Source organism: Sphingomonas sp. IC4-52, assembly GCF_020707225.1.
Taxonomy (GTDB): domain Bacteria; phylum Pseudomonadota; class Alphaproteobacteria; order Sphingomonadales; family Sphingomonadaceae; genus Sphingomonas.
The window spans coordinates 1042960-1062933 of the sequence record NZ_JAJFEU010000001.1; the positions used below are offsets into that span (position 1 = coordinate 1042960).

Sequence of the window (19974 nt, forward strand, 5' to 3'; positions counted from 1 at the left end):
GTAGAAACGGGAGAAGCACCGGTCGGGAGTGCTGCCGATGATCCGCCGATCATCTTTGGTGTTTCAGCGAGTTAGCCGATCCGCGCTCGACGGGATGACTGCGACAACTTTTATAGCAGCAGAACGATCGCGTTATTGCTCGGCCTGACAGCGCGACTCGGCAGAGCCGAGACCAAGAAAGGCGGCAAGCGCCGTCATCCGCGTCGCTCTGATCGCTTGAGATCCAGCCACTCCGAAACAGCGTTCGGTACGTCGCCAACCTTTCAACACCGGCTCGTGTTCGAACAGGAAGACCTCAGGCCTTTTCCGTGCCCAGACCCGCCGCAAAGGCGATGCGCAATGCTTCGGAGAGGCTTCGTGCGCCCAGCTTGGCCATGACGTTCGCGCGATGAACCTCAACAGTGCGGGCCGAGATTCCCATGTCGTACGCAATTGTCCGGTTGGGCAGGCCTTGGGCCAAGCCATCCAGAACCTCGCGCTCGCGCGCGGTCAGCGCCGCAATGATGACGGCGGCTTCTTCCGCCCGACTATCGGCGTGGTGGATCGCATCCAGCCTCTCGAAGGCGGCCGTGATTGCTCGGATCAAGACCTCCTTCTCGAACGGCTTCTCGATGAAATCGACCGCTCCTTGCTTCATCGCCCGCACGGCAGTCCCCACATCGCCATGGCCAGTCAGGATGATCACCGGCATCGTCACGCCGCGCTCCTGCAGCGTGCGTTGAACCTCCAGCCCGTCCATCTCCGGCATCCGAACATCCAGCAGGATGCAGCCGGGATCAACGTGCCGCACTTCCTTGAGGAATTCGACACCCGATCGCCAGGCTTTCACGGCGTAACCCGACGTCTTCAGGATGAAGCTCGCGGAGCGCCGCACCGCGTCTTCATCGTCGATGATGTGGATCAGTCGTGCGTCGCTCATTCGTCCTCCTCCGCCCGGGCCAGCGGAAGGGTGAAGTGGAACAGGGTTCCCCCACCCTCGCGCGGCTCCATCCAGATCCGTCCTTCGAGCCCCTCCACGATGGTGCGGCAAATCGAAAGGCCCAGCCCCATGCCGTCAGCCTTGGAGCTGTTAAAGGCGCTGAACAGGTTGGCCGCCACATGCTCGGGCACGCCCGACCCGGTGTCCGCAACCGTCACCTGCACCATAGCTTTCGGTGCCTGGGAAGTCGCCACCTGCAATTTCCGGACAGGGGCGCATTCCATCGCCTCCACCGCATTGCGCATGAGGTTGATCAGCACCTGCTGACACTGCACCTTGTCCACCAGCACGGGCGACGCTTGCGGATCGATATCGAACGACACGGCGACGCCCTTCTCGCCGGCACCGATCAGCGCGAGCTTCGACGCTTCCTCGATCAGCGCGGGCAGATCCTCGACGCTTCGTTCCACCTCGCCGCGCGCCACGAACTCACGCAGCCTGCGCACAATATGGCCGGCGCGAAGCGCTTCGTTCTTCGCATCATCCAGCGCCTCGATGATCATCGGGAAATCTTCCGGATCGGGCTGCTCCAGCAGGTCCCTCACTCCGCGAACGTAGTTGGCAACGGCTGTGATCGGCTGGTTCAGCTCGTGCGCCAGCGTGGAGGCCATTGTGCCCATCGCGCTGACCCGCGAAACATGGATCAGATCGGCACGAAGCGCCTCGATCCGCTCGTCGGCCGCCTGCTTTTCGGAAAGGTCACGGATGAAGCCGGTGAAGATCCGCTCTCCTTCCGTGATCGCCTCACCCACGGATAATTCCATCGGAAACGTGGTGCCGTCCCGCCGCTGCCCCACCACCGTTCGCCCGCGTCCGATGATCCGACGTTCGCCCGTGGCAAGATAGCGGGCGATGTAGCGATCATGATTTTCGCGGTCGGGCGACGGCATCAGCATGCTGACATTTCGACCACGCATCTCCGCTTCGCTGACACCGAAAAGCCGCTCCGCCGCCGCGCTGAACGACAGGATCTCTCCAACGTCGTCGATCACGATCATCGCGTCGGGTACGGTGGCGAGGATGGAGCGAAACTGATTGGCGCTGGCCAGAAGCTGGCGTTCACGGGCGCGCTGCTCCGTCACGTCCCGGATCACCTTCCCGAATCCACGAAGCTTGCCCGATGCATCGTGAAGGGCGGTCAGCGCGATATGGGCGAGGAATTCGGATCCATCCTTGCGGATCCGCCAATCCTCTTCTTCCAGCTTGCCGTGCTGGCGTGCCGTTTCCAGATCCTGCTTTGGCTTGCCGGCGGCGCGCGCCGCCGCCGGATAGAATAGCTCGGCGGACTCGCCGACGATCTCCTGGGCGGACCAGCCCTTCAGCCGCTCCGCGCTGCGGTTCCACAGCGTTACCCGGCCATCGGGATCGAGCATGTAGATCGCGTAGCCGGTGGCACCGTCGATCAGCAAATTCAGCTCGTCGGCCAACTCCTTGGCCTCTTCAGCGCGAAGCGTCGCTCGCTGTTCACTATCGGCCGACGCCCGGCGCAGCTTGCTGATGTGACTGGCGACCCAGATCAGGACCGCCGACGTGCCCCAGAATGCCAGCAGCTCGACCAGCGGGGCGGCACCGCCGGGCCCGCCCAGCAGTTGCGCAGCCAGCGTCGCCAACAACGTGGCGAAAACCGCCGGCCCCACACCGCCAAAGACGCCGACGACGACCACCGCCGCGGTGAAAAGCAGGTAATGCGCCGTACCTGCCAGCCACAGGTCCAGCGCCAGACGAAGCGCCAGCGCGGCTGCCACGGCAAGCACGGCAACACCGAACCTTGCAACATCGCGCTGCATCTTTCCGGACCAGAATGCCGCCACTTAAGCTCCACACGCCATATCAACACCGGAGCCGCCCGGCGCATTCATCATGCTGATAGCACCTCCGCGCCTGGTGTCAGCGCTCGCCGCCCTCCAGCGCGCTCAGCAGTTGCTGGTGTCGCAGCGGCTTGCCCATCAAGGTCTCGAACCCAGCCTCGCGCGCCAGGCCTTCCAGCTCTTCGCAGCCGTGGCCGGTCATCAGGATCGCGCGGCCGCGCCAGCCGCGCTGGCGCATGGTCGTCAGCAAGCGGATCCCGCTGCTGTCCGGAAGCCGATAATCCGCGACGAGCAAGCCCGCGCCATCCAGCGATTTGTCGGCGAGCAGGGTTGCGGCCGCCGAATAGGCCCGCACATGATACCCACGGCCGGTCAGGAACAGCTGCAGCGAGCGGCGCACCGCATCTTCGTCCTCGACCAGCAAGACGACGCGCCTAAGATCTCGCGCAGCGTCACCGGAAGCGGTCATCGACATGGCAAACTACCGGCGAAAACATGCCCGAGTGCATCATGCGCGCCGGATCGCCCCTTTATCATGTCAGTCGTCCTCTCCTGCACGGTTCAAGCGTTTTCGCCGCAAGTGACCTGCAGTCCCATTGGGACTTCTACGGATAAACATGGCCTTACGTCTCCGGCCTGCTGAAGCGCCGTAATCAGGCGGGCTCCACCGACCGGCTCTGGGCGCATAGCCGGTGCGGCAGCGGACGATGGCTGGCCAGCAACAAGCCCTGCCCCGTCCGCTGCAGCCGGCGCTCCAGCCGGTCGATCACTTCTGCCTCTGTAGCGGCATCAAGGCTCTCGGTCGGTTCGTCCAGCAACAGCCAGGGTGCGGGACGCAGGTACGCACGCGCCAGCGCGATCCGCCGGCGCTCCCCGCCGGACAGACGCTCGCCATTCTCGCCGACCCAGGTGTCCAGGCCATGGGGCAGTGCGCGGACCCGTGCCTCGATGGCCGCATCCGCCAGCACAGCCCACAGCGCGTCTTCGCTGGCGCGCGAGTCGGCAATCAACAGATTGTCGCGAACAGTGCCCGAGATCAGCGCCGCATCCTGCGGAAGCCAGGCGAACGCGCTGCGCAGCGTCTCTGGCGCGACATATGCAATGTCCACCCCGTCGATCCATGCGGTTCCAGCCTTTGCCGGCCGCAGCCCCACCAGCGTCTCGATCAAGGTCGTCTTGCCGGAGCCGGACGCTCCAGTAATCGCCATCCTGCCACCTGAGGACAGGGGAACACCGGTCTCGAATGCCAGTGCGGGAGAGGCAAGCCGCATCGATCCTGCACCCTCTTCCTTTCCTAGCAGATCGTTCAACCGCGTCTCGGCGGATCTCACTTCGGGGCGGGCAGCGATCCTCCGGATCAGTGGTGCCAGCCCATCGATCGTCATCGCTGCGGCCAGCGCCGCCATTGCCGCGATCGGCGCCCCCGCACCTGCGGTCAGAACGAAAACGACTGCAGCGCTACTGCCGATTGCCAAGACGTGTAGCAGCGACACGCGCGCATGGACGTCAGCGCAGGCAAGCTGCGCTTCGCTCAGCGCATCTGCCACCCGGCGCATCTCCTCGCCGGCCTGCTGCTCGAGCCCGAAGCAGCGCAGTTCCGGCGCCGATTCCAGCAGATGACCCATGCGGTCTTTCAAATCGCCATTGTGCGCCTGCGCTGCTGCGGCGTGCTTAACCAGCGGCCGGACCAGCCGGCGCACGATCAGCAGCACGCCCGCCGCAATCGCGACGATCAGCACACCGGGCATGATGCCGCCGATCGCTGCCAATGCGGCGCCCGACAGCAAGGCCGATACCGCGGCTGGCCCGGCACTGCGGCGCACGAGGTCATGTTCTATCGCGGTGAGATCGTTCACCGCGCGCGCAGTTGCTTCGCCACCGGTCACCGCCAGCGCCTGCCGGATCGGCAGTGCAGCGATCCCGCGGTAAATCGCCGGCCGGACGCCGGCCACAGCGCCAAGTGCCGCCGCGTGGCTCGCCAGTGCCTCTCCGTAACGTGCGCCGGTCCGCATGATCGCCAGCAAGCGGATCGTGGCGCTGGGCAACATGTAGTTGAACGCCATCGCGGCTGCGGTTCCAGCGGCGCCCGCCAGCGCCGCTGCGGTGATGAACCAGCCGGAGAGGCCCAGCAGGGCGACCGAAGCCGCGGCGACCAGCGATGCGAGTATCGCCGCACGCACGAGGGAACGACGCTCGCGCGCAGATTCGCCGGCGATCAGGGCAGCAAGCTCAGTCATGCCAGTCGCTCCAAAGGGATGATCCGATCTGCAATGGCCGCCAGCGCTTCGCTGTGGGTAGCCATCAATATGGTTCGCCCCTTCGCGACGCTGGCGATCGTCTCGATCATTGCGTGCTCAGCAGCCGCATCGAGGTGCGCGGTGGGCTCATCCAGCAACAGCAGCGGCGCAGGCTTAAGGATTGCCCGGGCAAGGCCGATGCGCCGCCGCTCGCCACCCGACAGGCCACTGCTGCGTGCATCGAGCAGCGTGTCCAACCCATTGGGCCGCCCCTCAATCATAGGGGTCAGTCCGGCTTGCCGCGCCGCTTCCTCGATCCGGGCGCGGCTGGCGTGCGGGTCGGCAAAGCCGATGTTCTGCGCTATTGTCTTCGGCAGCAGCAACGTCCCCTGCCCCAGCCAGGATGCGCCGGCGGCGATGCTTCCGCCTGGGGGCAGCAACTCGCCGTTGATACGCACCGCTCCCGCGGCCAACGGCGCAAGGCCCAGCAGCACCCGCAACAGGCTTGTCTTGCCGCTGCCCGACGGCCCCCACAATGCGACGATCTCGCCCGGCCGAACGGCGAACGTCACGTTCGCAACCGCCGCAGCGTCGGTGTCATCGTAACGGATCGAAACACTCTCGAAGCTCAGCCCCGGTGCTTCGCCGGCGACGGGCAGGGCAGAGGCGGAAGTGGCTTCGCGCTCAACCGCCGAAAGCCGGTCGACCGCTGTCTCGGCCGCCTGCTTGTCATGGTAAGCAGCAGCCAGCCGGCGGAGCGGCGCATAGAACTCGGGCGCGAGGGCCAGTACGAAAAAGGCGCTGGCGAGGTCGAGTGTCTCCGGCACCGGAAAGGGTAGCAGGCCGAGCAGATTAAAGCCGCAGTAAACCGCCACCAATGCCACGGAGAGAGCGGAGAAGAACTCGAGCGCTCCAGACGACAGAAACGCGACCCGAAGCACCCGCATCGTGCGACTGGCGACGTCCTGCGCAGCGATGCCGAGCCGCTCCGCCTCCCGCTCGGACGCCTCGAATGCGAGCACAACCGGCAGCGCCCGTAGCCGATCGGCAAACAATCCGGAAAGGCGGGCGAGCGCCGCGAACTGCCGCCGCGACTGATCAGCTGCGGCGCCGCCAGCCAAGATCAGTGCAAGGATGAACGGAACAAGCGTTGCGAACAGGATCGCAGCTGACACAGGGCTCGCGACGGCAACGGCAGCCATCACGATCATCGGCGAAAGCCCGGCCGCCTGCCGCGCCGGCAGGAACCGCGCGACATGGCCGTCGATGGCTTCCACTTCGTCGACAGCCGCCTGCAGCAATTCGCCGCTGGTGCGCATGGCACCCGGCGCGCGATGGAGCGCAGCCGTTACGATCCGTTCACGCAGCTGGCTCTTCGCCGCTCTGGCACCCCGCGCACCGACCCGTGCGCTGCCCCACACGCAGAGGCCGCGCGCCAGGCCGGACAGGCCCGTCAGCGTCACCCAGCCCCAGATCGCCGACCCTGCGACCAGAGCACTCGCTGCCCCCGCCAGCCCCGCGGCAAACCCGATTGCGGCGACGCTATCCAGCAACAGCAGGCTGGTGGACAGCCGCACGCGCCCGCCGTCGCCCACTACCTCTTTCAGATAGGCGCGACGCTCAGCAGCGGCGCTTCGATCTATTGCAAGAACAGCCATGCCGGGCGCCGCTACCGATTGCTGCACCGCAACCGAATACGGGATGTCCACAATGCCGCCGCGGTTCGCGCGCTCCTAACGAGCGCCGCCAGAACGAGCCGGCGTGACCGGCATCAGGGAGAAACCGGGCATGGACGCCGGCGTCGTAGACTTATCGCGGCTGCAGTTCGCACTGACCGCATTGTACCATTTCCTGTTCGTGCCCCTCACGCTGGGGCTCAGCTTCATGCTGGTCATCATGGAGTCCGTCTATGTGATGACGGGGCGCGAAATCTGGCGCCAGGTGACGCGATTCTGGGGCAAGATCTTTGGGATCAATTTCGTGCTGGGGGTCGCCACCGGGCTGACCATGGAGTTCCAGTTCGGCACCAACTGGTCCTATTTCTCGCATTATGCCGGCGACATTTTCGGCGCGCCGCTGGCGATCGAAGGGCTCATGGCCTTCTTCCTCGAAGCGACGTTTGTCGGCCTGATGTTCTTCGGCTGGGACCGCCTGTCGAAGCTCGGGCACCTCTTCGTCACCTTCCTGGTCGCGCTGGGAACCAACCTGTCTGCGCTGTGGATCCTTATCGCCAACGGTTGGATGCAGAATCCCGTCGGCGCGACGTTCAACCCCGAAACCATGCGCATGGAAGTGTCGGACTTCGACGCCGTGCTGTTCAACCCTGTGGCTCAGGCGAAGTTCGTCCACACCGTCAGCGCCGGCTATGTTGCCGCCTCTGTCGTGGTGCTTGGCGTCTCCGCTTTTTATCTGCTGAAGGGCCGCTGGATCGAATTCGCCCGTCGCTCGATGGTGGTCGCCGCGGCTTTCGGCCTCGCTTCCTCGCTGTCCGTCGTCGTGCTGGGTGACGAGAGCGGCTACGCGCTCACCGACAACCAGAAGATGAAGCTGGCGGCGATCGAGGCGGCCTGGCACACGCAGGAAAGCCCTGCTGGCCTGACGCTGCTCGGCATGCCTGACACCGCCGCCCGCACCACGCGCTATTCGGTCGAGGTGCCATGGGTATTGGGTCTCATCGCCACCCGCAGCCTCGACAAGGAAGTCACTGGCATGTCGGAGCTGGTGCTGAAGGCGCAGGAGCGGATCGCTTTGGGCATCAAGGCTTATGATGCCGTGGAAACGCTGAAGGCCGATCCATCCAACGTCGCTGCTCGTGCCCAGTTCGAAGCGCACAAGCGCGACCTTGGCTACGCGCTGCTGCTGAAGCGCCACCTGGCCGATCCGCGCGCCGCTACCCCGCAACAGATCGAGGCGGCCGCCTGGGACACGGTGCCCAGCGTCCCGCTGATGTTCTGGAGCTTCCGCCTGATGGCCATGATCGGCTTTCTCATGATCGCGCTGTTCGCCACTGCCTTTGTGGTCGCCAGCCGCCGCAAGCATCTGACGACCAAGTGGTTCCTGCGCCTCTGCGTCGCAGCCATCCCGCTGCCGTGGGTCGCCATTGAACTCGGCTGGGTGGTCGCGGAAATGGGGCGTCAGCCCTGGGCGATCGAGGGCGTACTGCCGACCTTCCTTGCGGCATCATCGCTCAGCCGCACTGCCCTTTGGACCACGATCATCGGCTTCACCGCGCTCTACGGCACACTCGCCGTGATCGAGATCCGCCTGATCCTGGCCGCCATCAAGCACGGCCCCGTCGAACATCAGGAGCCCACCCCCGAGCCCGGGCGCATCGCCGCCCTGCCGCTGGCCGCCTGAAGGAGGCACGACCATGGAATTCTTCGATTATGAAGTGATGCGCGTGATCTGGTGGGCGCTGCTGGGCGTACTCCTGATCGGCTTCGCACTTACCGACGGCTTTGACCTGGGCACGGCCGCGCTGCTGCCGTTCGTCGCCAGGACCGATGCCGAACGCCGCATGGTGATCAACTCGGTCGGGCCAACCTGGGAGGGCAACCAGGTGTGGTTCATCCTCGGCGGCGGCGCCATCTTTGCCGCCTGGCCCTTCGTCTATGCCGTCAGCTTCTCGGGCTTCTATCTAGCCATGTTCCTCGTGCTGGCGGCGCTGATCCTGCGTCCGGTCGGGTTCAAATATCGTTCCAAGCGGCCGGACCCCGCCTGGCGAACCCGTTGGGACTGGGCGCTCTTTGTCGGCGGCATCGTGCCCGCGCTGGTCTTCGGCGTGGCGGTCGGCAACGTCCTGTCGGGCGCCCCCTTCCGCCTCGACAGCGACCTCCGCTCCTTCTTCGAGGGCGGCCTGCTCGACCTGTTTACGCCGTTCACGCTGGTTGCCGGTCTGCTGTCGGTCGCCATGCTTGTCCTGCACGGCAGCGCATGGCTCGCCATCAAGGCTGAACATGGCCAGGTCCGTGATCGCGCCCAGCGCTTCGGCGCCATGGCCGCGGTCGCGTCGATCCTGCTCTTCGCAATCGGCGGAGCCTTCATGGCCTGGGGCGATTATGGCTTCCGGATCGTCGGCGCCGCTGACCCGCTCGGCGCTTCCAACCCGCTGCGTACGGTCACGGAGGCAGCGCCCGGCGCCTGGCTCGACAATTATGATCGTTACCACTGGATGATGATCGCGCCGCTGCTCGGCTTCGCCGGCCCGGTGCTAGCGTTGGTCGGCATCGCGACCCGCAAGGAATGGGCGGCCTTTGCCGGCTCTTCGCTGGCCGCGGCCGGCATCATCGCCACCGTTGGCTTGTCGATGTTCCCGTTCATCCTGCCGTCCAGCATCGATGCGCATTCCAGCCTCACGGTGTGGAACGCGTCCTCCAGCCACCGCACGCTGCAGATCATGCTGTTCGTGACGATCGTCTTCCTGCCGATCGTGCTCGCTTACACCGCCTGGGTGTACCGCGTGCTCTGGGGCCGGGTCACCACTGCCCAGGCGACCACTCATCCTGACTTTTACTGAGGAATTGCCGTCATGTGGTATTTCACTTGGGTTCTCGGCCTTGGGCTGGCGGTGGCGTTCGGCGTCTTGAACGGCATGTGGCACGAATTCGATCTCGCCGATGAGGTCGAAAAGGCACCGGAGGCGCACGAGCGCCCGTGAGCGAGCATCTCTACCTCCCTGAACTCGCAGCGCGTCCTGCGCCGCGATACACCAGCTACCCGACCGCGCTGGAATTCTCTCCCGCGGTCGGCGCAGCGGACCAGGCGGCCGCCCTACGCGGACTGGAGGCGGGAACCAGTGCCTCGCTCTACGTTCACGTGCCTTATTGCCAGGAGATCTGCTGGTATTGTGGCTGCAACACCGGCGCGACCGGCCGTCCCGAGCGGCTTGCTGCCTATGTCGCGGCACTGGCGCGGGAAATGCGCACCGTCGGCGCCTTGTACCAGGGCCGCATCAGCCGCGTGCATTTTGGCGGGGGCAGCCCCAATGCCTTGTCCCCTGCGCAGTTCGTATCGGTGGCAGAGACGATCCGGTCCTGCTTCCTTGTGGACGAGGATGCCGAATGGGCGGCGGAGCTCGATCCGCGGTTGCTCTCGGACGATCACGCCGCGGCTCTAGCCGAAGCGGGGGTCACCCGCGTCAGCCTCGGCGCGCAGACGTTCAATCTCGGCATCCAGGCTCGGATCAATCGGATACAGCCGTTCCGCCAGGTCGCGGAGGGCGTTTCGGCGCTGCGCCGTCACGGTATTGAGCGCATCAACCTAGACCTTATGTACGGGCTGCCGACGCAGGAACTGGGCGACATCGTCGAGACGATCGCCAAGGCTCGGCAGCTCGAGCCGGATCGCGTGGCGATGTTCGGTTATGCTCATTTGCCGTCCATGTTGCCGCGTCAGCGGATGATCGACGCCTCCACCCTGCCCGATGCCAAGGCGCGCTTCTGGCAATCGGCGCTCGCACACGATCTGCTGTTGGAGGCAGGCTTTGCCGCCGTCGGCTTCGATCACTTCGCCCGGCCGCAGGACTCGCTCGCCATCGCCGCAGGTACCGGTCGCCTGCGTCGCAACTTCCAGGGGTTCACCGATGATCAGGCGGATGTGGTGATCGGCCTCGGCGCATCATCGATCAGCCAATTTCCGGACTTGCTGGTCCAGAACGAAAAGCATGTCGGCGGATGGCGGATGCGCGCGTTGAACGATACGCTCTCGGGCGTTCGGGGCTGCCGACGCTCCGCGGACGACCGGTTGCGCGCCGAGATCATCGAGCGGATCCTGTGCCACGGCGCGGTGGATTTGGAGGAGGTCGCAATGCGCCGCGGCGCCAGCACCGCACAATTGTCGGGCGCGCTCCCGATCATCGACGGTCTTGCAGGAGCCGGCGTTCTGGAACGCAGCGAATGGCGCATCCGCATCACATCGATCGGCCGCCCCTATGCGCGGCTGGCCGCAGCCGCCTTCGACCAGCGTTCGCGGGCCCAGGCACGTCCGACCAGCAAAGCGGTCTAGCGCCGCACGACCCAATCAGCCGGGTCTCCTTCCCAAATACATTGTGGCCGATGGCGGAATTCCCGCCATCGGCTACTTGCCGTTCAACTTCCCAAACGAACGTGGAAGGGGGCGACGCCTGAGGCCGCCCCCCCATTCCGTTCAGAACCGCATACCCAGTCCGATCGAAGGAACGATGGGATCCACGCTGACGCTCACGCGATTGACCGCGCCGCCAGTGGTCAGCCGCGCTGCCGTGTCGATGTCGATGTATTTGACGTCCAGGTTCAGAAACACGCGCTTGGTCAAATCGACGTCCACGCCTGCCTGCAGCGCATATCCGAAACTGTCCTTCAGCTTCACATTCGTCTTGCCAATCGCGCTCTCCAGCGAGCGGCTGGCGTCGGCGGAGTAGAAGATCGTGTAGTTCACGCCGGCGCCCACATACGGCCGAACCTTGGCCTTTGGCGCAAAGTGATATTGCAGCGTCAGGGTCGGCGGCAGCACCCAGGTGCTCGCCAGGTTACCTAGTGGCGACAGCGCGCCGCGCCCGCCGATGTCGTGCTTGGTCGTCCCCAGGATCAGCTCGGTGCCGATATGGTCCGTCCACATGTAGGTGAAGTCGATCTCCGGGGCGACGCTGTCGGAAACGCTGACCGAACCGGTGGGGAACCCCGGTTTGACCGGCCCGGCCTTTTCGGTGGGCGAGACGACAATGGCACGAGCCCGGACCAGCACGTCGCCCGCTTCCACCTGCGCCTGGGCGGGTGAAGCGATCGCGAGTGCAAGAAGGCTAGCGCCGATAACGAATTTCATGGCCAACTCCTTGTGTTCTGCTTGGCGAGTTGGCGGCTAGAGCGGGATCGTAACGGCCGCTGTACGCAAAGTCCCGCTTGGGACTTGTACGGAGAGACTGGCACGATCGCCTCCTGCAATCCTGCGGAGGGGCGTGCCTGCTATGTCGCCGGGCTGCAGCGCAAGCGGGTCAAACGACGCCGGCCGCGCAGCGTGTTGATACTGGCCATCAACGGCGCGGGCGCAAGGTCCGCGGCGCGGCCGCCCCTCGCCGCGCCGCGAATTTTGCGGATCAGTTCGGTCGCGCGTGCGCCACCTTCAGCCGGGCACGGCCCGACGCCCCGCCTTCGTCTCCGCGTCCGAGCGTTGGCGATGCGGCCCGGTTGCGCATCTTGGCGCGGTGAAGCGCCATATCGGCGACCTCCAGCAGTTCCGAAAGCGTGCCGTCATGATCGTCGGAAAGCGCAACGCCAATGCTTGCACCGACATGCACATTCTGCCCGGCGACCAGATAAGCGTGGCCCGCTATTGCCTGGCTGATCCGCTCCTTCAGCTGCTCCGCGCCATCGCGGCCGATATCCTCCGCAACGAGCACGAATTCATCGCCGCCGATCCGGGCCACGCGCACATTGTTGCCGCCGATCTCCTGCAGGCGTTTGCCGACCGCCACCAGAACCGCGTCGCCTGCCTTGTGGCCGAGCGTGTCGTTGATGGTCTTGAACCAATCGAGATCAAGGTACAGCACCGCCAGCCCCGCCTCGGGCCGCGCCGCGCTCTCCTCGGCCCAGCGCGACAAACCATTGCGGTTGAGAAGGCCGGTAAGCGGATCGTGGCGCGCGTGATGATCATTGATCATCTCCGCCCGCATCGTGCGGACAAGCAGCCGGTTCAGCTGAAACGCTGCCGAACTCATGCTCACCAGGTAGAAGGGGATCTGGAACATCACCAGCAGCAGGATCGGCTGCCCGGACAGAACCGCCGCGACGGCGCACGGGCCAAGGCTCAGCGCGATCATCACCGCCACCAGGCGCGGCGCCCCGAAATTTCGAAAGCAGATGCCGCCCACCATCGCGGCAGCCGACAAACAGGCGAGCGCCGCCGCAACCCAGTCGCCGCTTATGACGCACATGAAGGTGCCGTAGCCGACGCTGGCGGCCCACATCACGGCAAGGGTAATGTAGAAGTCGGTCGGCCCGCGCCGGCCCTCCATCACTGCCTTGCGCCCGAAGTACAGCGCTGGCAGCCGCAGTGCCGCCAATATCACTTCCATGGCGACCCACAGATAGGCCGCAGGCGTCTGCATGCGCGCTGCCACGACAGCGGATACGGCAATGGTGTTCAGCACGCCCCCCGCGAAGATCGGGAGCGTGCTGTACAGGCTGCGCAGCAGAGTCCTGCGCGTGCTGTCGGGAATGTCGCCACCCGGATCGACCAGCCAGCGCGTCATTGACCAGGCGGGCAAAGCGCGCCCCAGGTCGTGTCGTCCACTCATATGCAGATTCGCGGCATCAGTTCCCCCCGCCCCTCGCAAGCCCTGTACAGCATCCTCGTTAATGGAAGGTTCCGGGCGCCCGCCCCCGGGCGGCAAGCCCCATACCCTGAATCCTGACGGTTGACGATGTCCGTCACACAGTTTATTGACAACCGTGTCAGTAGGGAGTCGACTAACATGGCCGCTAAGCTTCCCCCCTTTCCCGGCAGTACCGGTCGCCGCGACTGGAACACGGCGTTCGACGCCATCAAGAAGCTGCTGAACAACGGTGACGATACGGTTCAGGTGTTTCGCATCATGCGCGCGCTGAACGTCGGCAGTACCGAGTGGGGCTATGCAAAACTGCTTGGAACCGAGGAAGGTGGCCGCATCGCCCGCGAGCAGGCCGAACTGGCCGAGCGCTTCTCGGACCGCACCTGGGTGGACAGCTTTGCGCCCGGTACCGTTGGCGCCGCTTACCGCGACTTCCTCGATAGCACCGGCTATTCCGCCGACGGTCTCGTCGCGGTCAGCCGTGAAGGCAACGACAATGTCGAGATCGATCATCCTTATGCATGGTTCGGCCGGCGCACGCGCGACATTCACGACATCTGGCATGTTCTGACCGGCTACAAGGCTGACGAAAGCCTGGGTGAAGCAGCGCTGGTGGCGTTCAGCTACGCGCAGGTTGGTGGCGCCGGCTGGGCCTTTATCGGCTCTGCCGCCGCGCTCAAGAGCCTGCGCATTACCAAGGGCACGTTGTTCGCCCGGGCCGTCATAGAGGGCTACCAGCGTGGCAAGGCCGCGAAGTGGCTTGCCGGTGAGGATTACATCAAACTGATGGATGAGCCGCTGGGCGCAGCGCGCAAGCGCCTCGGTCTGACGGAGCCGGTACTGTACAAGCGCGCTCAGGCTGAGCTTGGCGAAGAGATGGCGTCATATCTCAGCCAGCGTCGCGAAGAAGCAGCGGCCGAGCCGCAGCCGCTCGCCGCCTGAGCCACGGTGCGGGAGGGAAAGCGTTTCCCTCCCGGCCTCCTGTGGGCTCCCTCCCGAATAGCCGACGTGTTCTTCAGCGTTGAGGAGGTCGAGCGACGAAGGCAGCGTCTTCGTCTCCGACCTGTCTCGCGCGGTACGACCGGCGTGAGTCACGGTTCTACGCTGGCGAGATCCGTCGCCATTGCCCGTGCAAACCGCCCCCGCGTGCGGAGGCGGCGTTTCGCCAGATCCTGCACGCACGAAGCGGCTAGTGCTTCTGCCTCTTGGGCATCCACCAGTCACCCGCGATCCGTTCGGCCACTCGAAATCGCTCAGCCTCCTCCAGAAGGCGCATCGCCTTGCCCAGGCTGCGTGCTTCGCGGGCTCGCCGTTCAAGGTCTTCCCACCGCTGAGCCAATGACCGTCTCCATCTGGCATCCCCTGCAATTATTCTCGCTATCGGGCGGGCTGGGATCGAGATGGGTGCGACGAAGAGTCGACGATCTTGCAGTTCGGCCGCGTTCCTCTCGCGGCAGCGGATCACGTCTGCTCGCCCCCAAAGCACGTTCCTGCGAACGGAGCTGACTGGAGGATCGGGGCCAACCAGTGAAAGCCACTCTGCCCGGCTCCAAGCTGGCTGCCACCGGCTTTGGCACCGTCCCACTTCCGCCACGCCCGAACCCACAGTAAAGCCGCCGCCAATGATCTGCCGGCTCGTGCTGACCAACGTCCGCAACCATGCGACACTGACGCTTTCGCCCGGGCCGGGCTTTGTACTGCTCACCGGACCGAACGGCGCCGGCAAGACGAACGTGCTGGAAGCGGTCTCGCTTCTCGCTCCCGGCCGCGGGCTGCGGCGCGCAAGCCTTTCCGAAATCTCCCGCCGTGACTCGTCCGGCGGGTTCGGCATCGCCGCCACGCTGGACGACACCACAGAAATCGCCACTGGCGCCCTTCCGACCGCACCGGAACGGCGGGTGGTACGGGTCAATGGTGCCACCGCTGCGGCGAATACGCTGGCCGAGTGGCTCTCCGTGCTGTGGCTTACCCCGGCGATGGACCGCTTGTTCGTGGAGCCGGCCGGCGAACGTCGTCGCTTTCTCGACCGGCTGACGCTGGCCCTCGAACCCGCCCACGCCACAGAGACGAGCCGGTACGAGGCCGCCATGCGCGCCCGCAACAAGCTGCTGGCGGAACCCGCTCCCGATCGCGAATGGCTGTCCGCGCTGGAAGCGCAGATGGCACAGCACGGCGCGGCCGTCGCTGCCGCCCGCGCCGAGACGGTGGCCGCCCTCTCCGGGCGCCTTGACCAGTCGGCAATGGGCGATTTCCCGCGCGCTTCGCTGTCGCTGGAGGGCTGGAGCGATGAAGCCGGCGTGTTGCTCGACGCACTGCGCACCGGCCGGGCGCGCGATGCAGCCGCTGGTCGAACGCTGGTTGGTCCGCATCGCACCGATCTGCATGTGCGCCATCTCGACAAGAACATTGCTGCCGCCCAGGCCTCGACGGGCGAGCAAAAAGCGCTCCTGCTCGCCATCGTACTGGCTCACGCGGATCTCGTCGCAGAGCGTCGGGGACAGCTTCCGATCCTGCTTCTGGACGAAGTCGCCGCCCATCTCGATCCTGACCGCCGGGCAGCATTGTTCGCCCGGCTGAGCGGTCACGCCCAGGTCTGGATGACGGGTACCGAACCGGCGCTGTTCGCCGCCATCGGCGACGATGCGACCCGCATCGATCTGGGCTGAACCGCCGAGTTTTGAAGCAGATGCGGTGCGGGCTGGACGGGGCGACACAGTGCGCTACGATCCCGGCATGGAGAGACAACCACAGCGACCGGTATCTGCCGGCGAGTGGCACCGCGGCTGGCCCGTCGTCGCCGCAGCCATGATCGGCATTGGCACGGGGCCGGGGCTGTTTCAAAACCTGTCCAGCCTGTTCATCGTCGGGCCGATCGAGGAATTCGGGTGGAGCCGCGGCGATATCGCGACGGCGGCAGGGCTCGGGCTACTGGGCGGCCTGGCTGCACCGTTCCTCGGCCGGCTCGCCGACCGGATCGGCGCACGGGCGATCATCCTGTTGGCCATGGTCCTTCTCGGGCTGGTCTATGCCGGCATGGCATCGCTGAGCGGGCCGCTCTGGCAATATCAGCTGTTGATCTTCGGCCTGGCGCTGACCGTCCCGGGCACCAGCGCCATTGTGTACGGCAAGCTGATCTCCCAGCGCTTCCACGCCCATCGCGGCATCGCGCTGGGCATTGCCACTTCCGGCATCTCGTTGTCCTCGCTCGCGCTCGCACCGGTGCTGGGCGCGGTGATTACCGCTTATGGCTGGAGGATCGGCTTCCTCGCCCTCGGAGCGGTCGTGTGCGGACTGGCGCTTCCTGCCGTCCTGATGCTCCTGCGGGGAGAGCCTGGTCAGACGGTTCGTCCTGATCCGAATGGCGCATCCCCGATTGTCGTCGAGGGAATGACAGGTGCGGAGGCGCGGCGCGACAGCCGCTATTGGCGGCTTGCGCTGACGGCCGCGCTGATCAACGTCGCCAGCGTCGGGCTGGTCACATCACTGGTACCATTCGGCATGGACCGCGGCTTTGGCGCAACTGAGGCCGCCCTTCTGGTAACCAGCTTCGCCGCCAGTCAGGTGGTGGGGCGGCTTGTCATGGGCGCCATGGTTGACCGTTTCCGGCCACAGCTGACCGCGGCGGCCTTTGCGCTGGTCTCCGCCCTCGCCTTCGTCTTCCTGCAAACGCCGACCCCGGGCCTGCCTTTGTTGGTTGCGGCCGTCTTCTTCGCCGGGCTGATGAATGGCGCCGAGCATGACCTGCTGCCGTTCCTCGCCGCGCGCCTGTTCGGGCTGCGCGCCTATGGTGAAGTTTACGGGCTGCTCGTCATGATCTCGCTGTTTGGCACCGCCATCGGTGTCACCGCCTTTGGACGTTTGCACGACGCAACCGGCGATTATAGCGCCGCCTTGACGATGGCCGCGGTGGCGCTGGGTGGTGCGGCCATGCTGTTCGCGACGCTTCGTGAACGTCCGCTGCCGCACCTCCAGGTCGCTGCCCAACCCGTCTGACGCCGCCTGCCTGAGATCCGCCTGTGGAGCGACCATGGTCCGATCGGCTGCGCGTGCCGCTTCAGCGCGCAGATCGGCGCCTATCCGGCTTGAACGAGCGCCATTTCGCTTTCGTTGCAGCGCCGCAATGCCTATATGATTGGCATGGCAGATCAGCAGAATTCGAACGACTACGGCGCCTCCTCGATCAAGGTGCTGAAGGGCCTGGACGCGGTGCGCAAGCGGCCGGGCATGTACATCGGCGATACCGATGACGGATCGGGCCTCCACCACATGGTGTTCGAGGTTTCGGACAATGCGATCGACGAGGCGCTGGCCGGCCATTGCGACCGGATCGACATCACGCTGAACCCCGACGGCTCGGTCAGCGTCACCGACAACGGCCGCGGCATCCCGACGGGCATCCACCCGGAGGAAGGCGTCTCGGCGGCCGAGGTCATCATGACCCAGCTTCACGCCGGCGGTAAGTTCGAAAACACCTCGAACGACAATGCCTACAAGGTCTCGGGCGGCCTTCACGGCGTCGGCGTCTCGGTCGTGAACGCGCTTTCCGAATATCTCGATCTCACCATATGGCGCGATGGGGAGGAGCATTTCATGCGCTTCACCCATGGCGATGCCGTCGCGCCGCTGAAGGTCGTCGGCAAGGCGCCCGAGGGCAAGAAGGGCACGCGCGTCACCTTCCTCCCCTCGCCCGCCACCTTCAAGATCACCGAGTTCGATTTCGAGAAGCTGGAGCATCGCTATCGCGAGCTGGCCTTCCTCAACTCGGGCGTCCGCCTGTTCCTCACCGATGCCCGGCACGAGGAGCCCAAGACCGTGGAGCTCTATTACGAGGGCGGCATCGCCGCGTTCGTGAAGTGGCTCGATCGCACCAAGGCGGCGCTGTTCCCGGAGCCGATCGCCATTTCCGGCCAGCGTGATGACATCGGCATCGACGTCGCGCTGCAGTGGAATGATTCCTATTACGAAAACGTCCTCTGCTTCACCAACAACATCCCGCAGCGTGACGGCGGCACCCACCTTGCCGCCTTCCGCTCGGCGCTGACGCGCACGCTCAACGCCTACGCCGACAAGTCGGGGATGCTGAAGAAGGAAAAGGTCTCGCTCACTGGCGATGACATGCGCGAGGGGCTCACCGCGATCGTCTCGGTCAAGCTGCCGGACCCGAAGTTCTCGTCGCAGACCAAGGACAAGCTCGTCAGCAGCGAGGTGCGCCAGCCGCTCGAAAGCCTCCTCGCCGACAAGATGGCCGACTGGCTGGAGGAGAACCCGCAGAACGCGCGGCAGATCATCCAGAAGGTGATCGACGCCGCCGCCGCGCGCGAGGCCGCGCGCAAGGCGCGCGACGCCAGCCGCAAGACGGTGATGGGCTCGATGGGCGGCCTGCCGGGCAAGCTGCACGACTGCCGCGAGAAGGATCCCGCCAAGTCCGAACTGTTCATCGTGGAGGGCGATTCGGCGGGTGGCTCGGCCAAGTCGGGCCGCAACAGCGAGTTCCAGGCGATCCTGCCGATCCGCGGCAAGATCCTGAACGTGGAGCGCGTGCGTGAGGATCGCATGCTCTCGTCGAAGGAGATCATCTCGCTGATCCAGGCGATGGGCACGGGCATCGGCCGCGACGAGTTCAACCTCGAGAAACTGCGCTACCACAAGATCGTCATCATGACCGACGCAGACGTGGACGGCGCACACATCCGCACGCTGCTGCTGACCTTCTTCTACCGCCAGATGCCCGATCTGATCAGCGCCGGGCACCTCTATATCGCCCAGCCGCCGCTCTATAAGGCGACGCGTGGCAAGGCGGTCGAGTATCTGAAGGACGAGGCGGCGCTCGACGATTACCTCGTCCGCAACGGTACGCAGGCGACGACGCTTGACGGCGTCGGCACCGGCGCGCCGCTGTTCAACCTCGTCGATCACGCACGCCGCATGCGCACGCTGATGCGCTACGTGCCGCGCCGCTACGATCCGGTGATCATCGAGACGCTGGCACTGGGCGGCGCGCTCGATCCGCAGATCGCGCCGGAGGAACGCGCCACCCGCCTCGCGCAGGTGACCCGCCGCCTCGATCAGGGCGATCCCGAGGCGCGCTGGACGGCGCAGATGACGCCGGAGGGCGGCTTCCACTTCCAGCGCTTCTGGCGCGGGGTGACCGATCACCACATCGTCGAGGCGGCGTTCGTTTCCTCGGCCGAGGCACGCAAGCTCCACGGCCTCGCCGCGGAACATGCCGACCTCTACGACACCGCGCGCAAGCTCATCTCGCTGAAGGCCGGCGACCGTACCGAGGAGCCCGCGCCCGACGCGACGCTCGATGGCGCGATCGTCGATGAGGCCGAGGCGGACGAGGCGCTGGTGATCGGCAAGGGCGAAACGCTCGTCGCGCGCCCGTCGCAGCTGCTGGAGGCGATCCTCGCCGCCGGCCGCAAGGGCCTCGCGATCCAGCGCTACAAGGGCCTTGGCGAAATGAACGCCGAGCAATTGTGGGAAACGACGCTCGATCCCAACAACCGTTCGATGCTGAAGGTCGCGATCGACCAGGCGGACGTGGCGGACGAGATCTTCACCCGCCTGATGGGCGACGTGGTGGAGCCGCGCCGCGAGTTCATTCAGGAAAACGCGCTGAGCGTCGCCAACCTCGACGTCTGACGA

The 19974-nt window shown here is 65.6% G+C and carries 15 protein-coding genes; 8 read left to right on the forward strand and 7 right to left on the reverse strand.

Going from position 1 to position 19974, the window contains the following annotated elements; all coding sequences use genetic code 11:
- Positions 1-295 precede the first annotated feature (295 nt).
- From LK535_RS05155 to cydD, 5 genes are all read right to left on the reverse strand, one after another.
- On the reverse strand, positions 296-919 hold the full coding sequence (locus tag LK535_RS05155) for a response regulator transcription factor (protein ID WP_227770778.1): 624 nt from the start codon (positions 917-919) through the stop codon (positions 296-298).
- Entirely contained in the window at positions 916-2766 is a 1851-nt protein-coding gene (locus LK535_RS05160) for a PAS domain S-box protein (protein WP_265334078.1), read from the reverse strand. The genes LK535_RS05155 and LK535_RS05160 overlap by 4 nt, the downstream gene beginning before the upstream one ends.
- A 100-nt stretch (positions 2767-2866) precedes the next feature.
- Positions 2867-3262, reverse strand: a complete 396-nt coding sequence (locus LK535_RS05165) for a response regulator (protein WP_227770780.1) — start codon at positions 3260-3262, stop codon at positions 2867-2869.
- Between the two features lie 178 nt (positions 3263-3440).
- Positions 3441-5024 (reverse strand): amino acid ABC transporter ATP-binding/permease protein, encoded by a 1584-nt coding sequence (locus tag LK535_RS05170; RefSeq protein ID WP_227770781.1) that lies wholly within the window; start codon positions 5022-5024, stop codon positions 3441-3443.
- Complete coding sequence (gene cydD, locus LK535_RS05175; protein ID WP_227770782.1) at positions 5021-6682, reverse strand: thiol reductant ABC exporter subunit CydD; 1662 nt, start codon at positions 6680-6682, stop codon at positions 5021-5023. Before cydD ends, LK535_RS05170 begins: the two co-directional genes overlap by 4 nt.
- 130 nt (positions 6683-6812) lie before the next feature.
- Here cydD and LK535_RS05180 point away from each other — a divergent pair, with 130 nt between their 5' ends.
- From LK535_RS05180 to hemN, 4 genes are read left to right on the forward strand one after another with little or no spacing between them, the layout of a single operon-like run.
- A complete protein-coding gene (locus tag LK535_RS05180) occupies positions 6813-8381 on the forward strand; it encodes a cytochrome ubiquinol oxidase subunit I (RefSeq protein WP_227771085.1) in 1569 nt (522 codons plus the stop codon).
- Between the two features lie 13 nt (positions 8382-8394).
- Entirely contained in the window at positions 8395-9540 is a 1146-nt protein-coding gene (gene cydB, locus LK535_RS05185; RefSeq protein WP_227770783.1) for a cytochrome d ubiquinol oxidase subunit II, read from the forward strand.
- 12 nt (positions 9541-9552) lie between these two features.
- Complete coding sequence (gene cydX / locus LK535_RS05190) at positions 9553-9681, forward strand: cytochrome bd-I oxidase subunit CydX (RefSeq protein ID WP_227770784.1); 129 nt, start codon at positions 9553-9555, stop codon at positions 9679-9681.
- Entirely contained in the window at positions 9678-11027 is a 1350-nt protein-coding gene (gene hemN, locus LK535_RS05195) for an oxygen-independent coproporphyrinogen III oxidase (protein ID WP_227770785.1), read from the forward strand. The genes cydX and hemN overlap by 4 nt, the downstream gene beginning before the upstream one ends.
- A 141-nt stretch (positions 11028-11168) precedes the next feature.
- Here hemN and LK535_RS05200 read toward each other — a convergent pair whose 3' ends face one another.
- Positions 11169-11822, reverse strand: a complete 654-nt coding sequence (locus LK535_RS05200) for an OmpW/AlkL family protein (RefSeq protein ID WP_227770786.1) — start codon at positions 11820-11822, stop codon at positions 11169-11171.
- 271 nt (positions 11823-12093) lie between these two features.
- Positions 12094-13248 carry a sensor domain-containing diguanylate cyclase gene (locus tag LK535_RS05205; RefSeq protein WP_227770787.1) on the reverse strand — a complete coding sequence of 385 codons (1155 nt, stop codon included), beginning with the start codon at positions 13246-13248 and terminating at the stop codon, positions 12094-12096.
- Between the two features lie 222 nt (positions 13249-13470).
- Between LK535_RS05205 and LK535_RS05210 the strand changes: the two genes are divergently transcribed.
- The 4 genes from LK535_RS05210 to gyrB all read left to right on the forward strand — a co-directional run bounded on the left by LK535_RS05210 (position 13471) and on the right by gyrB (position 19971).
- On the forward strand, positions 13471-14268 hold the full coding sequence (locus LK535_RS05210) for a Coq4 family protein (RefSeq protein WP_227770788.1): 798 nt from the start codon (positions 13471-13473) through the stop codon (positions 14266-14268).
- 680 nt (positions 14269-14948) lie between these two features.
- Positions 14949-15992 carry a DNA replication/repair protein RecF gene (gene recF / locus LK535_RS05215; protein ID WP_227770789.1) on the forward strand — a complete coding sequence of 348 codons (1044 nt, stop codon included), beginning with the start codon at positions 14949-14951 and terminating at the stop codon, positions 15990-15992.
- Between the two features lie 67 nt (positions 15993-16059).
- Complete coding sequence (locus tag LK535_RS05220; protein ID WP_227770790.1) at positions 16060-17319, forward strand: MFS transporter; 1260 nt, start codon at positions 16060-16062, stop codon at positions 17317-17319.
- 144 nt (positions 17320-17463) lie between these two features.
- The gene (gene gyrB / locus LK535_RS05225) at positions 17464-19971 is read left to right on the forward strand and encodes a DNA topoisomerase (ATP-hydrolyzing) subunit B (RefSeq protein WP_227770791.1); all 2508 of its coding nucleotides are present in this window, start codon (positions 17464-17466) and stop codon (positions 19969-19971) included.
- Positions 19972-19974: the final 3 nt, after the last annotated feature.

Bases quoted from the DNA above. Each gene is read 5' to 3' on its own strand.
- LK535_RS05220 (WP_227770790.1), top strand. From the start codon at position 16,060: ATGGAGAGACAACCACAGCGACCGGTATCTGCCGGCGAGTGGCACCGC.
- LK535_RS05170 (WP_227770781.1), bottom strand. From the start codon at position 5,024: ATGACTGAGCTTGCTGCCCTGATCGCCGGCGAATCTGCGCGCGAGCGT.
- LK535_RS05165 (WP_227770780.1), bottom strand. From the start codon at position 3,262: ATGTCGATGACCGCTTCCGGTGACGCTGCGCGAGATCTTAGGCGCGTC.
- LK535_RS05200 (WP_227770786.1), bottom strand. From the start codon at position 11,822: ATGAAATTCGTTATCGGCGCTAGCCTTCTTGCACTCGCGATCGCTTCA.
- recF (WP_227770789.1), top strand. From the start codon at position 14,949: ATGATCTGCCGGCTCGTGCTGACCAACGTCCGCAACCATGCGACACTG.
- LK535_RS05160 (WP_265334078.1), bottom strand. From the start codon at position 2,766: ATGCAGCGCGATGTTGCAAGGTTCGGTGTTGCCGTGCTTGCCGTGGCA.
- cydD (WP_227770782.1), bottom strand. From the start codon at position 6,682: ATGGCTGTTCTTGCAATAGATCGAAGCGCCGCTGCTGAGCGTCGCGCC.
- LK535_RS05205 (WP_227770787.1), bottom strand. From the start codon at position 13,248: ATGACGCGCTGGCTGGTCGATCCGGGTGGCGACATTCCCGACAGCACG.
- LK535_RS05210 (WP_227770788.1), top strand. From the start codon at position 13,471: ATGGCCGCTAAGCTTCCCCCCTTTCCCGGCAGTACCGGTCGCCGCGAC.
- cydB (WP_227770783.1), top strand. From the start codon at position 8,395: ATGGAATTCTTCGATTATGAAGTGATGCGCGTGATCTGGTGGGCGCTG.
- LK535_RS05180 (WP_227771085.1), top strand. From the start codon at position 6,813: ATGGACGCCGGCGTCGTAGACTTATCGCGGCTGCAGTTCGCACTGACC.
- cydX (WP_227770784.1), top strand. From the start codon at position 9,553: ATGTGGTATTTCACTTGGGTTCTCGGCCTTGGGCTGGCGGTGGCGTTC.
- LK535_RS05155 (WP_227770778.1), bottom strand. From the start codon at position 919: ATGAGCGACGCACGACTGATCCACATCATCGACGATGAAGACGCGGTG.
- gyrB (WP_227770791.1), top strand. From the start codon at position 17,464: ATGGCAGATCAGCAGAATTCGAACGACTACGGCGCCTCCTCGATCAAG.